This window comes from Fischerella major NIES-592 (assembly GCF_001904645.1).
In the GTDB taxonomy this organism is placed as follows: Bacteria; Cyanobacteriota; Cyanobacteriia; order Cyanobacteriales; family Nostocaceae; genus Fischerella; species Fischerella thermalis.
In genome coordinates, this window is record NZ_MRCA01000005.1 from 165,966 (window position 1) to 181,195 (window position 15,230).

The 15,230-nt window shown below is 41.3% G+C and carries 12 protein-coding genes; 8 read left to right on the forward strand and 4 right to left on the reverse strand.

Going from position 1 to position 15,230, the window contains the following annotated elements; translation table 11 throughout:
• The first annotated feature begins 14 nt into the window (after window positions 1-14).
• The 4 genes from phoU (at window position 15) to NIES592_RS11560 (ending at window position 5,781) form a co-directional block, all read left to right on the forward strand.
• Window positions 15-701 (forward strand): phosphate signaling complex protein PhoU, encoded by a 687-nt coding sequence (gene phoU / locus NIES592_RS11545; protein ID WP_062246469.1) that lies wholly within the window; start codon window positions 15-17, stop codon window positions 699-701.
• 468 nt (window positions 702-1,169) lie between these two features.
• On the forward strand, window positions 1,170-2,912 hold the full coding sequence (locus tag NIES592_RS11550; RefSeq protein ID WP_256678116.1) for a PhoX family protein: 1,743 nt from the start codon (window positions 1,170-1,172) through the stop codon (window positions 2,910-2,912).
• Window positions 2,913-3,398: 486 nt separating this feature from the next.
• Window positions 3,399-4,001 (forward strand): Crp/Fnr family transcriptional regulator, encoded by a 603-nt coding sequence (locus tag NIES592_RS11555; RefSeq protein WP_073555800.1) that lies wholly within the window; start codon window positions 3,399-3,401, stop codon window positions 3,999-4,001.
• Between the two features lie 154 nt (window positions 4,002-4,155).
• Window positions 4,156-5,781, forward strand: a complete 1,626-nt coding sequence (locus NIES592_RS11560) for an iron uptake porin (protein WP_062250523.1) — start codon at window positions 4,156-4,158, stop codon at window positions 5,779-5,781.
• A 124-nt stretch (window positions 5,782-5,905) separates the two neighbouring features.
• Here NIES592_RS11560 and NIES592_RS11565 read toward each other — a convergent pair whose 3' ends face one another.
• Window positions 5,906-6,154, reverse strand: a complete 249-nt coding sequence (locus NIES592_RS11565; RefSeq protein ID WP_009454004.1) for a hypothetical protein — start codon at window positions 6,152-6,154, stop codon at window positions 5,906-5,908.
• Between the two features lie 166 nt (window positions 6,155-6,320).
• Here NIES592_RS11565 and NIES592_RS11570 point away from each other — a divergent pair, with 166 nt between their 5' ends.
• Entirely contained in the window at window positions 6,321-6,920 is a 600-nt protein-coding gene (locus NIES592_RS11570) for a DUF3318 domain-containing protein (protein WP_009453998.1), read from the forward strand.
• Window positions 6,921-7,234: 314 nt separating this feature from the next.
• Here the strand turns inward: NIES592_RS11570 and NIES592_RS11575 are convergent, their stop codons facing one another.
• The 3 genes from NIES592_RS11575 to NIES592_RS11585 all read right to left on the reverse strand — a co-directional run bounded on the left by NIES592_RS11575 (window position 7,235) and on the right by NIES592_RS11585 (window position 10,716).
• Window positions 7,235-9,028 carry a glycosyltransferase family 39 protein gene (locus tag NIES592_RS11575; protein WP_073555801.1) on the reverse strand — a complete coding sequence of 598 codons (1,794 nt, stop codon included), beginning with the start codon at window positions 9,026-9,028 and terminating at the stop codon, window positions 7,235-7,237.
• 193 nt (window positions 9,029-9,221) lie between these two features.
• Window positions 9,222-9,431, reverse strand: coding sequence for a class I SAM-dependent methyltransferase (locus tag NIES592_RS25865; protein ID WP_256678117.1), 210 nt, complete (start codon window positions 9,429-9,431; stop codon window positions 9,222-9,224).
• Between the two features lie 64 nt (window positions 9,432-9,495).
• Entirely contained in the window at window positions 9,496-10,716 is a 1,221-nt protein-coding gene (locus NIES592_RS11585; protein ID WP_073555802.1) for a glycosyltransferase, read from the reverse strand.
• A 643-nt stretch (window positions 10,717-11,359) separates the two neighbouring features.
• Here NIES592_RS11585 and cofH point away from each other — a divergent pair.
• The 3 genes from cofH (at window position 11,360) to NIES592_RS11600 (ending at window position 15,167) form a co-directional block, all read left to right on the forward strand.
• Window positions 11,360-12,499 (forward strand): 7,8-didemethyl-8-hydroxy-5-deazariboflavin synthase subunit CofH, encoded by a 1,140-nt coding sequence (gene cofH / locus NIES592_RS11590; RefSeq protein ID WP_062246480.1) that lies wholly within the window; start codon window positions 11,360-11,362, stop codon window positions 12,497-12,499.
• A gap of 182 nt (window positions 12,500-12,681) precedes the next feature.
• The gene (gene psb27 / locus NIES592_RS11595; protein ID WP_062246481.1) at window positions 12,682-13,080 is read left to right on the forward strand and encodes a photosystem II protein Psb27; all 399 of its coding nucleotides are present in this window, start codon (window positions 12,682-12,684) and stop codon (window positions 13,078-13,080) included.
• A 545-nt stretch (window positions 13,081-13,625) separates the two neighbouring features.
• Window positions 13,626-15,167, forward strand: a complete 1,542-nt coding sequence (locus NIES592_RS11600) for a family 10 glycosylhydrolase (RefSeq protein WP_178379528.1) — start codon at window positions 13,626-13,628, stop codon at window positions 15,165-15,167.
• The last annotated feature ends 63 nt before the right edge of the window (window positions 15,168-15,230 follow it).

Here is a 15,230-nt window from a genome sequence, read left to right on the forward strand (position 1 = left end):
TTAAAAATATCTTCATGTTTGAGAATACAAGCGTGAAAGCCATTATATATGATCCTAACTCTGGAACAACCCAGTTAACACGCGAAATCAGGCGCATAGAGCGAGATATCTTGCGCATGGGAGCTTTGGTAGAACAATCCTTTCGCCTCAGCCACCAGGCGCTATTTGCCCGTGATTTAAAAGCAGCCGAGGAACTTCCCCATATAGATAAACAAATAGATCACTTCTACAAGCAAATAGAGTCAGATTGTGCGGCGATTATGACAATGCAAGCCCCTGTCGCTCAAGATTTGCGCTGTTTGAGTGCTTTTATGCAATTGGTGCGTGACCTAGAGCGAATAGGGGACTACGCTAAGGATTTAGCTGAAATTGCAGTTAAAATTTTTCCTTATCCGCCCCACCCTTCTTTACCAGAAATTGCCACGATGTCGCATCACGCTCAGGCAATGCTAGCAACTAGTTTGGTAGCTTTAGCAGATTTAGATGCAGCCGGTGGACGCAGTATCAAACAGTTAGATGATGCTGTAGATAGTGCTTACGAACATCTTTATCAAACTTTAGCTTATCAAAGAGATGTGCCTGGCGTAATTGAACCTATTTTGTTGCTGGTACTAGTAATACGTCATTTAGAACGCATGGCAGACCATGCTACGAATATTGGTCAACGAGTGGCATATATTGTCACAGGTCAGCGTCACTAGGAAATGCAAAAAGTAGAAAACGGGCAAGAGGCTTTGCCTCTGCTGCTCAGGTATTAACATCAAATAATTTACCATCAGTTAGCAAGCAAAAGTCAATTATTTAGATAAGAAATTATTATATTCAACTAGTTTCTTAATGAAAATTGACTTAAATTTACATTTAAATGGTTGTTAGTCAGAAACTTGTAGAGTTTATAAACGCAAAGGAACGCAGAGGAGAACGCAAAGGAATGCAGAGTTTTTCTCAAACTGCCCATCATGAATAATCTATCTGCGTTTATTTGCCTCCTGTCTTCTTTATTACACTCCCAAAGTTGATAAAACCAGAACAGTAACCGAAATCAATTGTGATCTAACTTACATTTCACAAAAAGCTTACCTGTTCTTAAACTTTGACTACTAAATTAACCAATGACCACTTAAAATGTTTGCCATCTAACAGTGGCTTATGTGTAATTAACCAAACTGATGAGTATCACGCGTAGAGATTTTTTGCTGTTAATGGGAGGGAGTGCAGATGCAGTAGCACTAAATTCTCTGGGGGGATGGGAACGTACTAATTCTCCAGCAGATAGAAGAATTTCTGGTATCTCCGGTTTAAATGATGGCAAATACTTAAAAGCAACTGGCGCTGCGGTAGCTGTATTTCGCAAGCAACAGGGACAGGGATATATTAATCAGTTAGGCGATCGCATTATTGGTACTTTTGGCAACTGTGCTGGTGGAATAACTCCTTGGGGTACAGTCCTCAGTGCAGAAGAAAATTTTCAAACCCAAGTCCCGGAAGCTGTATACTCTGATGGTACTTCTTTAGATCCCAGCAAACGTCCTTTTGCTTTGGGTGATGAGGAACTGTACGGACAGGGTAATGTTTTTGGGTTAGCTGGGAATAAATACGGTTGGATTGTAGAAATAAATCCCGCCAATCCTAATGACTATGGCACAAAACATAGGTGGTTGGGACGCTATCGTCATGAAGCTGTAGGTGTGCGCGTCGAAGCAGGTAAACCATTGGCATTCTATTCAGGATGCGATCGCAGAGGAGGACACATTTACAAATTTGTCAGCCGCGACAAGGTTCAAGACCCCAAAAATAAAGCTAATTCTCAGCTATTGACTCAAGGCATACTCTATGCTGCCAAGTTTAACTCCGATGGTACTGGTCGTTGGATACCGTTAAAAGTAGATACACCAATAGATCCAGACCTTCCTAGCAACATCGCAGGCAACCTGATTTTATTACCAAAAAGCCCCCAAGCAAAAACTGCTCAGGAAGCAGAAGGTGATTACTTAGCGATCGCCAAAGATCAAGAAATCGCTAAATATAAACAAAAGTTTCAGAATTTAGGTGATCTCTACAGTGGTAACACAGAAGAAAAACAAGGCGCTATCTTAATTGATGCTCACTACGCAGCCAATGCTGTCGGTGCAACTTGTACTGCTCGTCCAGAGGATACAGAGGTTGCAGCAAATGGAGATTTGTATATTAGCTTTACCTCTGGTTCTCCTGATCAAGAGGGTGGTCCAGATGTCAGAGTTTTCAAGGGTCCCAAAGGTGAAACTGCCTATGAGTATGGCTGGGTGATGCGTCTTACAGAAGATAGCAATGATCCCGCAGCAGTTACCTTTCGATTGCAGATGTTAGCCACTGGTGGAGAACCAGCTGCTGGTGCTATGGGTTTTGCCAATCCTGATAATTTGTTACTGGATAAAAATGGCAATATCTGGATGGTGACAGACGTGTCCACAGGGAGAATGAATCAGTCTGTTAAAAATCGTACTGACAGTAATGGTAAAGCTACGGCTATTTCTGGTTTATTTGGTAATAATGCCATCTGGTTAATCCCTACTCAGGGAGATGATGCAGGCAAGGCTTTTCTCTTTGGTACTGGCCCTGTAGAGTGTGAAATCACAGGACCTTGTTTTACTGTTGACGAAAAATCAATGTTTATTTCTATACAGCATCCTGGAGAAGCAAATGGTATTCGTAAGAACCAAGTCCAAGAAAGCAGGGAATTCCTATTAATGACTACAACAGGTGAAGAATTTTTGCAAACTCGCCAAGTCCCTATTGGCTCCAATTGGCCTACAAAAAGCGCTGATACACCTCCCAAACCAGCAGTTGTTGTCGTTACCAAGTCATCATTAATTGACAATAATTGTCAATTAATCTATACTGCAATAATAATTCACCAAGAATTAAGCAAATAGCTGCACATTTGGATTAGTATTACTGCATACTTGCAAGTTAAGCTTTTTAGTAATCTCTTTCTTTGGAAGTATCAAAACTACCCAAAAGTCGACACTATGGCACACCACCAACTCAGTAACCACTATTTATTAATATTCGATATGCTTTAAAATCCGCCAAAAATCCCTTACACCAAAGCCATATTCACCCCTTGTGAATCAGCGACATTAGCGTAAGCATGAGTCCAAAAAGCAACTCTTAGACTCATGTGACGATTTTGCCTTTTTCCAAGTCAAACAAGTGTTCTCTAGGTTACAAAATTTTTCTACACCAGACATCCATCTTTTGGTTGAACTAATGGTCATCAACACTAACTTAGTTTTTCTCTAGATGACTTTAGCCACAAGTTCACAGCTTTGGCAAGTAATGTATGATACCGCAATTAAATTTGTTATCTATATTTACTCCTTTGAACTGATTAAAATCCTAACCCAACAACACCACCAATGATCTATTCCAGCAGTCACATACAAAATTCAATTGCATCACATAAGAGTAGCTTATCACCCAATTTCCCTCAACGCATCTTTACTCGCAGAGAAGTTATCCCACCACGTAACGACGTATTGTGGCGAATCGAGCGTGGGGCAGTACGTACCTTAACTTGGAGCGAAGATGGAACATTCATTACTCTGGGATATTGGGGAGCAGGAGATTTAGTTGGTTATCCTCTTTCTAGAGTTAAGCCTTACCAAATAGAATGCTTAACTAGTGTTGAAGTGAGTGTAGTACCACCACATCATTGGAATCAAGATGTCAATGCTCTCATGACTCATATTCAACAAGCAGAGGAACTGTTAAGCATTGTCCATAGAAAACCAATCTCTCTGCGTTTGTGGCAATTTTTGGTTTGGCTAAGTGAAAAATTCGGTCGGGATGTAGAACAAGGCAAGTTGATTGAACTCAATGTTACTCATCAAGAGATGGCAGAAGTTTTAAACACAACAAGAGTGACAGTAACGCGCCTTCTGCAGCAATTCGAGGACGAAGGTAACTTGTTACGTCACAAACGCAGAATCATTTTACGTTTATCTAAATATAGTAATTAAATAACAATTAAAAAAGGCGGTGAGTACTTGCGTTAATCACCGCCTCTTTTGGTAGAATTATTACTGAAAATCGTGGTGATAATTCAAGTAAAAAAACGCCTTGAAGAAATATACCATGATTAACCCAGTAGGTGTGAGTGAGACTAAAAACGAAATGACAAAACCATTCTGGAACGCCCTGAAGTTAAGTCCGCTTGTTTTTGCTGCCACATTATTTGCAGCAAACAATGCTTTCGCAGCAGAAGTAAAGCAGGAAATTAATCAAGACGTGACTTCTGTAGCTCAGTTGTCCCAAGGATCTGCTGACAGCATGGGCCAGGTTACATCTGTTTCCCAGTTTTCCGACGTACAGCCTACAGACTGGGCATTCCAAGCCTTACAGTCTCTAGTTGAGCGGTATGGTTGTATTGCAGGTTACCCCAATGGTACTTATCGCGGTAACCGCCCCATGACCCGCTATGAATTTGCCGCAGGTTTGAATGCTTGTTTAGACCGGGTTAATGAACTAATTGCCACAGCAACAGCTGAATTGGTAACTAAGGAAGACTTGGCAACCCTACAGCGTTTGCAAGAAGAATTTTCTGCGGAACTAGCAACTTTGCGTGGTCGTGTAGATGCTTTGGAAGCTCGCACTGCTGAGTTGGAAGCAAACCAGTTTTCCACTACTACAAAGTTAGTCGGGGAAGCAATTTTTAATCTCGGCGCACCCTTTGGAGATGAAAGAGCCAACGGTACTGGGACCGATATAGATGACAATATTACTTTCTCAGACCGGGTTCGTTTAAGTTTGAACAGCAGTTTCACTGGTTCAGACCAATTGCAAATTCGTTTGCAGGCTGGCAATGTACCTAACTTTGGTTCTGCAACTGGTACTAACATGGCCCGCCTCTCCTTTGACAACGATACTGGCAACGACGTTGAAATCGATAAAATCAACTACGCTTTCAACCTCAGTGATGCGATTCGTGTCAAGGTAGATGCTAACAATGGTGAATTCTGGGAAAACATTCCTAACTTCTCTGAATTTGCTAGCTCTGGAAGAGGTGCTATTTCCCGTTATGGTCGCTTCAGCCCCATTTATCGCCAAGGTTCTGGTGGTGCAGGTATAACTGTTAGCTTCCAGCCTCAAGGATCAGCTTTCAACGCAGCTATAGGTTATCTAGCTGGCGGTAGTAATAACGTTGCTAGTGATCCCGTAAGCGGAGCTGGTTTATTTGATGGCAACTTTGCTGCCCTTGCTCAGGTTGGTTTCCGGCCAACTGGAGCGTTTAACGTTGGTCTGACTTACGCCCGTAGCTATCAAAATAATGTTGGTGGTGTTAACCTGTTTTCTTCTACAGGTAGCTCCAACGCTAGCCAACCATTTGGTAATGTTAGAACTTCTGCTAACCATTATGGCGCCCAAGTTAACTTCAAGCCCAGTTCTAAGCTGACTGTTGGCGGTTGGGTAGGCTTCAGTAACGCAGAAGCAAGGAGTGGTGCCAATAGAGGCGATAATGCCGATATTTTCTATTGGATGGCTAACGTAGCTTTTAAAGACTTTGGTAAAGAGGGTAACTTGCTCGGTCTTCAGTTTGGTCAACCACCCAAAGTCACTGATAATGATATAGGTGCTCGTGAAGATGATGACACTTCCTATCACCTAGAAGCACTCTACAGATACCAACTCACCGACAACATCTCTATTACTCCTGGTTTCCTAGCCATCTTCAACCCTGAGCATAACGACAACAACGATACTGTGTACGTTGGTACCCTTCGTACCACCTTCACTTTTTAATTAGTTGTTAGCTGGTTGTTTGTTGTTGGTTATGTCAAATAACTAACAGCAATCAACTGTTGTTAACACTAAAAAAATTTATCCCCGCCAAAGTGCGGGGTTTTTCATGACAATTAACCAAAGACTATTGACTAGTAAAATTGGATGGTGGGCGATCGCTACTCCAAGCCCACCAGACACAACCACATTGACAGTGGTAAAATTCTTGCCACTTGCGACGGTATTCTTCTGTAATTACGGGCGAACGGCGATTAATCCACACTTGTGTAGCTTCGAGACTGCTAGAGTGGCATGTCGGACAGCAAAACTCACGAGCGTGAATTGCTTTATTAGTCCATTCAGGTGGGATAGGAGCAAAAGCATCTATGGTCATTTGTTATTGATCATTGGTCAAAAGTCAAGGCAATAAGAACTTTTATTAGACTAGGTATGTAAATATCCTAAGCATATACCAAAAAAATCATACAAGCCGATGGTAGTTCACGGCTGAGGAAATCCCAATCCCCGATTCCTATTCCCGGTCCTTGATCCCTAGTCTTATGGAGCCAACCCCTGAAATTCGTCGTTTGTTTGATATTATGCCTGCCTCTGGTCGTATCATGACCAAAATTCTGAGTAAACCCCAACAGGCAAAAGTAATTGATGTTTCCTTTCCTTTGCCTTGGAACCGCGAGCGACCAATATATATTAACTTCGATTTGTGGTGTCGGTTGCCGAAACAGCAACGGGATTTGATCATATTGCGCACAGTTTGCTGGCTAACAGGGGTAAGGTGGTTTAAACCAGATATTTATCAAGGTGTAGCCGTAGCTGGAATATTAGGCGCATTGGTAGAATTCTCACAAACAGATCCAGTGGGTGTTGTTGTTGCTGGTGGATTGACTACTCTGGCTATATATCGGATTACAGCTATCAACCGTTCTCAACAATCCGAGTTAAACGCTGATGAAGCTGCTATCAACATAGCCCAACGTCGTGGTTACTCAGAAGTTGAAGCGGCGCAACATTTATTATCTGCGATTGAGACTGTCGCCAAAATAGAAGGACGTAGTGCATTAACTTTTTATGAATTAATTCGTTGCCAAAACTTACGAGCGATCGCTGGTTTGTCTTCGGTGGGTGTACCGAAGAAATTATGAATTATGAATTACGTCTGATGTGAATTAAAGAGGTAACATCAGGTTTTTTGGCAATTTCCCAGTTGATTTTGATTAACGAACACTCATGGAACACAGATGAACACAGATAGATTATTGATGTGGGCGTTGCTGAATCTGGTCATGAATTATGTTTGTATACATTTTTGTAGAGACGTAGCATTGCTACGTCTCTACATATCCGTGAATTGTAAATTCATATCTTGATTCAGCAATGCCTTGATGTGCATCTGTGTTCGACTTCAAAAATAGGATTGTTGCCATAGTTTTAATTCACATTAGGTGTGAATTATGAGTTATGAATTACAGTGATAAATTTTGTATTTGTAACCATTTACTGCTGGTAAATTTTGGGTGTCGGAAACACAATTTTTGATTGCTTCTGGTTCAGCAGCATGAAAGTTTACTAACCATAAGTCAAGGGGACGGGGTAGGCTTTTTAAAACATTTTGGAGAGTATTAGAAGCATTAGTTTTTTTGTCTTTATGGGCTAAGAGGAATTTTGCAGAGAGGGAATGAGAATTATGAAACTTAAATTCTCTGGCGACTCCCATCATTTCACCAATTTGTACATGAGTTTTTTGGGTAGTAGCGATTAGGACTGGTACTTTAGATGTATTTTGCATCAGTTCTACAAACAAGTCTGGGCGGTAATATTTTTGATAACCTAAATTACAAACAACTGTAATAGCACTGATAAAACCCATTACCCAAATAATGATCACAGACATTTTTCCTGTTACCCCCCACCTGACTATTTTTTCTCGGAGAGTATTCCAACTAATTGCCAGACTTGCCCCGATTAATACCACTACCGCAGGAAAATATACAAAGTTATAACGAGCACCTCTGGTCAGATCAATACCAAGAAAATAAGTGAAGCAAAAGAACAAAGCGATCGCCGCTACAACTACACCAGCAAACACTTGGGTGATGATCCGGCTTTGTGGTTTTTCTAGCTGAGTTCTAAAGCCATTAAACAAAATTGGTATTGCCCAAATAAAGAAGATAATCATTACTAACCCAGAAGCAATTACTACTGGGCTCTGTGGTGATTCCACTGGTAGCAAAGAAATCATCGTAATCCATGCTGCCATAGCTTGAAAAATCGGACTAATCCAAGCAATGCCAATGCGATCGCCCTGAATCCAATCTGTTAATTTGTCACCATAAGCATTATGTAAAAATGCTGGTATCCAAACTATACCTGCTATAAAAGTACCAATAGCAACAGCATAAATGCCTTTCCAGGGGGGGGAGAAAAGGGAGGTGGGGTGTAGACGCGCAAGCGGCTTCCCGTAGGGTAGGGGAGGTGGGGGGGAATTCCTTATGTAATCTTCTTTGGCGACCTGTCTGTGTGGCGATCTGTCTGTTGGTCTCCACTGTTGATAAGCTAGAAAAATTAGCACAACGGCTTCAGTAACTAGGGTGAGCACAAAAAAATAATGAGTTGCAACACCCAAAGCATTAATTCCAATCCAAGCCAAAACTAGCCAAATGGGTAACTGAGTGCGTTTTTGAATGTGATGTGTAGCAACTACTAGGCAAGCCAGAGAAGCAATTACCCACAAAATAGCTAAAGTATAGTGACGAGCTTCTTGAGCTAAAAAGATACCATAGGGTGAAATTGCCATGAACGCAGCAGCTAAATGACTCACCAGACGAGAACGAAAAGCCAGCCAACTTAAACCATAAATCGCAGGAATAGATATTGCTCCAAAAATAGCAGCAAGCGATCGCGCTCCCCATAATGAAACTAGCTCTGCTTGTGTGGGAAACAACTTCAGCCACAGGTGAGTTAGCACAAAGTACAAAGGTGGATGATTGCTTTCACTGAATAAATGCGTTAAGACATCTTGAATTGTTGCGCTGCTTTGGGGTTGCAGGGGTTGTAATAAAGCATCGATTGCGATCGGTTGATTTAACGGTACTGGCAAAAAACTATTTCCCAGACTAAATACTAAAGTAGAAAATTCATCTGTCCAAGGAGGTTTTGCCGTCAAATTGGTTAAGCGTAAACCCATACCGATCAACAGCCAAACCAAGAGCAAACAGGGGTGAAACCAACGGGGATATGCTGGAGCCGCCATCACATTAATATTGAATTTAAGTATCAGACGTAAAATTTTAAATTAAAGTTCAACTGAACATCCTACTAAATTCAACATCACCTAGACTGAATTTATGCTTTCGTTGCGATAAATCCGACTTGGGCTTGACTGAATTTGAATTCTCCATATCCATGAATAACTCTGACTTGAAAGCCAACTCTTTGCAATTGTTCTAAAATTTCAGAACCCCTAAAACATCATAACCAGCTTGGGTGAGTGCTTTTGCCCAGATACCACTGCCACACCCTAAATCAACTACTAGACCCTTATTTATACCTTTTTGATGCAAAATTTCCAATAAGCCTGGTGCAGATTCACTTGAGAAAGCACCAAAACCGACATCGTGAATGTAAGCAAGATCCTCTTGATAACCTGCAAGCATACATAATATGACCAAGTACATACTACTGGTCACACACACTTAGTTGCTTCAATTCCCCAAACAACTATTTAACTTGGGTAACACGCCAACTGAGTTTGAGGTTCACCCAAAAATTCCAAACAGTAGCAATAGCGATCGCAATCAAGTTAGCAACATAGCGGTTGCGAATCAGGAAATTAAATACCAAATTCAACACCAACACATTTAACACCAACCCCGCCAAACAAATAATGTTGAATTTCAAAAACCGCTTGCAGCGCTGACGCCACGACTTCTGTTGCATCGCCACATCAGCAAAAGTCCAAGCATCATTCCACAAGAAATTATTAAAAATCGCAATTTCACCAGCAATAATTTTACTGCGAGTTAGGGGTAATCCTAAGGTAGTTGGATCACTGAGTAAGTAAAGCACCGCCATATCTACAAACACTCCACTCAGTCCTACTAAACCAAAACGCACGAATCGACCGACTGGGAAGTTTTGACTAAATTTCCCAATGTGTCCAGTGGAAAGCCGTAACCGCAATAAATGATGAATGTATTCTAGATATTGCTTCCAAGTAACTTTACTCTCACCTTGTTTACGTTCGCAAAAGACGTAACCAACTTCGGCGATTTGCTTGATTTGACCACGCCCGATCACCTCCAGCAATATTTTGTATCCTACGGGATTGAGAGTGACGTTCGCTATGCTGTGGCGACGCACCAGAAAATAACCACTCATGGGGTCTGAAACTCGACCAACTACGCTGGGCAGAATAATCAATCCTAACACTTGAGCGCCACGAGACAAAAAACGCCTGATTAAACTCCAACTGGAGACTCCCCCACCATCTATATGGCGACTAGCAACTGCTAAATCAGCCCCTTTGACAATTGCATCTAATAGTTGTAGCAGCACATGGGGTGGATGTTGTAGGTCGCCATCTATCACCCCTAAAAGAGTTCCTTTTGCTACTTGCCAACCCCGAATCACTGCTGAGGAAAGACCCCTCTCATCCTGACGCCGCATCACTTGTAATTGCGGGTATTGTTGCATCAAAGATTGTGCTATCTGCCATGTACCATCAGGACTATTATCATCTACTACTATCAATTCGTAGTTTCCAGGAATCCGCTCATCCAACAATTTAGTTAATCTTTGGATGATTTTTTCGATATTAGCAGCTTCGTTGTAAGTCGGAATAATCAACGAAAACCATACTAATTCTTGAGAAGGTGATTCTGGTATCTGTAATGTCCCTGATGGAACTGGTAATAATGAACTCGTTTGATTTATATTCATTCAGCAAAGGAGAGATTATTAAAAAGCAGCAACATTAGCATTTAGTGAGGGAGCTTATGTCGTTTATATTACTCTTTCTTGTATGAGTAAGATTGTTTATATTTGTTTAAATTTTCATTTAAGTCAATTTATACTATTTTAATTAGCAGCTATTATATAATATCTAATTGGATTTGAAAAAATTAAGCTTTGAGTTATTGATAATTAGGACTGAGACAGAAATTGACAAATTGATTGAACCACCAAGACGCCAAGAACGCCAAGGTTTTAGACTGTGCGTCCAGTTATAGTAGTTTACTAAAATGCGGATTTTATGAGGATATAGATAACACAAAATATTATCAATAGCCTTGTAAAAAAAAACAATTGAATTTTTGCATTCAAAACAATGCTTGCCAAGTTTTTAGCAATGAAATTTGTATTGGAGAGGAGATAAAATAAGTATTTTTAATTCAATTAAGGTAATTTTTTTATCGGCAACACATAAAATTTGTATTACGGCGATTTAATTAGAGATAAAAATTTCATTTGCTATCATAAGTCTTCTACTGGCATAGCTTGTGTTTTATCAGAAAGTAAAATTTTATTATGTATGATAGTCAATTTCCAATCAATCTAGTCTTTGAGAAAAGCGATACATAAGGTGATAGATAGCACAGTAGAAATGATTCTTGACCGTGCCTTGATGGGATACGACTTATCTCCTGAAGAGGGATTGGTATTATTACAACAGTCTGATGCAAGTTCAATTGCTGCTATTTGCACAACAGCAGACAAACTGCGTCACCGCCAAGCAGGCGACACAGTTACCTATGTGATCAATCGTAATATCAACTTTACTAATATCTGCGAACAGCACTGTAGTTTCTGCGCTTTCCGACGAGATGCAGGTGACGAAGGTGCATATTGGTTAGATTGGACAGCAATTTTGGAAAAAACAAAAGATGCTGTCAAGCGCGGCGCAACGGAAATTTGTATGCAAGGTGGGTTAAATCCAGCAGCACAAATTAATGGTAAATCTTTGTCTTACTACCTCAAATTGGTAAAAACTATCAAACAGGAATTTCCTCATCTGCATCTACACGCTTTTTCTCCTCAAGAAGTACAGTTCATCGCTAGAACCGATGGACTTAGTTATGCTGAGGTAATTGCTGCTTTACGAGATGCTGGTGTGGATTCAATGCCAGGAACAGCAGCTGAAGTATTAGATGATGAAGTACGACGCATCCTATGTCCTGAAAAGATTGACACAGCAACTTGGTTAGAAATTGTGAGTACAGCTCATAAATTGGGTTTACATACCACTAGCACCATGCTGTCGGGACATATAGAGAATCCAACACAACAAATTCAGCATTTAGAAAAATTGCGATCGCTCCAAAAAACTGCTGTCAATAAAGAATATCCAGCCCGAATTACCGAGTTTATTTTACTACCATTTGTTGGACAAGAAGCACCCAAACCCCTACGCCGACGTGTCGGTCGCGATCAGCCTGTGTTAAAAGACGCACTTTTACTTACCGCCGTCGCGAGGATTTTTTTAGGAAATTGGATTCCTAACCATCAACCAAGTTGGGTCAAATTGGGTCTTCCAGGAGCAATTGCAGCTCTAAATTGGGGCTGTAACGATATTGGTGGTACATTAATGGAAGAACACATAACCACAATGGCAGGAGCCATTGGGGGTACATGCATGGAAGTTGAAACCTTGCAAAGTGCGATCGCTTCTCTGGGAAGACCTTATCAACAACGGGATACTCTTTATCACAAAGTTAGTGGTTAGTGGTTAGTTGTTAGGAATCAGTGAACAGTGAACACTAGCAGCCGCAGTGAGTAATAGAATTTGCTCACTGATAACTGAAACTGATAACTGAACAACACTCTCCCCAGATCCAGAATGATCCCCATGATACCAATCCAGGATAGTATGGACGTTGATTTACGTATAGTTTCACATCAATGATTATGAAGCGCTATTGGTCACGTCTGCTTGCTCTGGTCTTAGTTGTAGCTATTGGCCTAATGGGTTGTTCCGGTAGTCCAGATGGTTTGTCTGGCGATTATCGCCAGGACACATTGACTGTACTCAATACTTTAAGACATACCCTAGAGTTACCAGACGATTCACCAGAAAAAGCAGCAGCGCAAGCACAAGCGCGTCAACAAATAAATACTTTTGCAGCTCGTTATCAACGGGATAATTCTGTGGCAGGTTTGGGTTCTTTTACAACCATGCGAACTGCCCTTAATTCCCTTGCTGGACACTACAGTTCCTATCCCAATCGTCCTATACCGAAAAAGCTCAAAGATCGTCTAGAAATGGAATTTAAGCAGGTCGAAATGTCACTACAGCGTGGGGCGTAATTGTCTGTTACAGAGAAACCGTTGAGAGTCTCTAGGTTTTTGCCAGGAGATGAAAACGAGTTTTGATACAGAGATTTGTCAAGGTAGCGACTGCTGTTCAAGAGTCAAGAGTTTTTATTGGGGTACATTGACAATTGACTCTTGAAACTTAACTATTGTTAAACTTGATGCATAGTGATCTCTGTGATGCCACTTAGTACTTCTCAGTTAAAGGAGAAAGGGAAAAGGGCAAAGGATGGAAATAACACTCCTACTCCTTCACCTTTTCCCAGACACAGATGAAAATTAAGTGTGCTTATCCAAGAAATATTGAAATGTCACTGTATTGATATTAATGATCAAGCTACTAGGAACATCATTGGGACTTAATGTGATAATTTTTGATCACTCAACTAAATCAAAAATGCGGCAACAGAAATGAGGTTTTGAGAGTCAGTCAAAACTAGGCTGCAAAGCCTCAGAACTAAGCTTGGAATTTTATACACTTTTCCCAAATCATCTGAAATTTGGGACAAATGATTATTTTGTCATTTTATTGCTAAGTTATGTTTAACCGTCCCCTGAATGTTGCAAAACCAATATTCTTTTGGCGGCGTCTTTTCGCTGCGATTTTCAGCAGTAGTATGCTGATGTCATATTTTGGCAATCAGTCTGCACAAGCACAGGAAGTCAACCAATATTGCCAAATATCAGCAGCACAAGCGCAAGCAAAAGAAAAATTACGTTTGTCAGCACTGCAAGGCGATCAACAAGCGCAAAACCAGTACCAAGAACTTGTACGCCAACACAAACAAGCTGTACAAGAATGCCGAAATCGCAACTGGCCACAAGTGCAAGCAATCTGGTTGCGTTTGTATCCCTGCGACATTCAGCCGGGCGAAATCGACAGAATCATGGATCGAATAGTCAATCGGGGCTATAACCAAGTTTATTTGGAAGCATTTTACGATGGACAGGTATTATTACCAGCAGCCAATAATCCTACAGTATGGCCTTCTGTAATTCGCACACCAGGGGCAGAAAATACTGATTTACTATTGAGGGCAATTCAAAAAGGACAAGAACGGGGTTTAAAAGTCTACGCCTGGATGTTTACGACTAATTTTGGCTATACATATGCCCAGCGTCGTGACAGAGAAGGAGCGATCGCTCGCAATGGCAAAGGTCAAACGAGCTTATATGTTGTAGATGACGCTTCTCAAGTATTTATTGACCCCTACAACCTACAAGCAAAGCGTGACTATTACCAGATGGTACAAGAAATTTTACGCCGTCGTCCCGATGGAATACTGTTTGATTATGTACGCTATCCACGACAAGCAGGGGCTGATTCTATAGCCACTAAAGTTACAGATTTGTGGTTATATAGTGAAGCTACTCAACAAGCGTTATTTCAACGGGCGCAAAATAATAAAGGCTTAGAATTAATTCGCCGCTTTTTGAGTAAAGGATACGTGACAGCAGGAGATATCAGTGAAGTTGATAAACTCTACCCCCAAGAAGGAGAACCAATGTGGCAAGGGCGTACACCACCGCCACCGCCACCAATAGAACCACCATCACCAATAGGACAAAAAGCTGTCGCTGCGGTAATTCCTCCCGTACAAAGACAACCAATCCTCCAATCAGAATTATGGCAGCTCTCTGTTGCCCACGCCATGCAGGGTATTCTGGATTTTGTCAATCTAGCTGCTTACCCAGCCCAAAAGCTTGGTATTCCCGCAGGGGTAGTATTTTTCCCTGATGGTAACCAAACTGTCGGAAAAGGTTATGATTCTCGCTTACAGCCTTGGGATCGGTTTCCCAGTTCCTTAGAATGGCATCCGATGTCTTATGCAAACTGCGGCAATGCCACTTGTATCGCAGCACAAGTACAACGAGTTTTAAGCATGGCTAAACCAGGTACTAAGGTAATTCCTGCGATCGCTGGTCAATGGGGTAAGAATGTTAACGGTCGCCCATCACTAGACACACAAATGCAAGCAATAAGACCATTTGCTACCCAACTAACAGGGGTAAGTCATTTTGCTTATTCTTGGCAAGATCCAGAACACGACCAACAACGGAAATTCTGTCGGGTGAAGTGATTGGGGATTGGGGAGGTCGGGAGATGGGGAGACAAGGGAGACAAGGAAGCAAATTAACAACCA

What these genes read in the sequence shown, in the direction of transcription:
- phoU (WP_062246469.1), top strand. Translation starts at nt 15, where the DNA reads ATGTTTGAGAATACAAGCGTGAAAGCCATTATATATGATCCTAACTCT.
- NIES592_RS11550 (WP_256678116.1), top strand. Translation starts at nt 1,170, where the DNA reads ATGAGTATCACGCGTAGAGATTTTTTGCTGTTAATGGGAGGGAGTGCA.
- NIES592_RS11555 (WP_073555800.1), top strand. Translation starts at nt 3,399, where the DNA reads ATGATCTATTCCAGCAGTCACATACAAAATTCAATTGCATCACATAAG.
- NIES592_RS11560 (WP_062250523.1), top strand. Translation starts at nt 4,156, where the DNA reads ATGACAAAACCATTCTGGAACGCCCTGAAGTTAAGTCCGCTTGTTTTT.
- NIES592_RS11565 (WP_009454004.1), bottom strand. Translation starts at nt 6,154, where the DNA reads ATGACCATAGATGCTTTTGCTCCTATCCCACCTGAATGGACTAATAAA.
- NIES592_RS11570 (WP_009453998.1), top strand. Translation starts at nt 6,321, where the DNA reads ATGGAGCCAACCCCTGAAATTCGTCGTTTGTTTGATATTATGCCTGCC.
- NIES592_RS11575 (WP_073555801.1), bottom strand. Translation starts at nt 9,028, where the DNA reads ATGGCGGCTCCAGCATATCCCCGTTGGTTTCACCCCTGTTTGCTCTTG.
- NIES592_RS25865 (WP_256678117.1), bottom strand. Translation starts at nt 9,431, where the DNA reads ATGCTTGCAGGTTATCAAGAGGATCTTGCTTACATTCACGATGTCGGT.
- NIES592_RS11585 (WP_073555802.1), bottom strand. Translation starts at nt 10,716, where the DNA reads ATGAATATAAATCAAACGAGTTCATTATTACCAGTTCCATCAGGGACA.
- psb27 (WP_062246481.1), top strand. Translation starts at nt 12,682, where the DNA reads ATGAAGCGCTATTGGTCACGTCTGCTTGCTCTGGTCTTAGTTGTAGCT.
- NIES592_RS11600 (WP_178379528.1), top strand. Translation starts at nt 13,626, where the DNA reads ATGTTTAACCGTCCCCTGAATGTTGCAAAACCAATATTCTTTTGGCGG.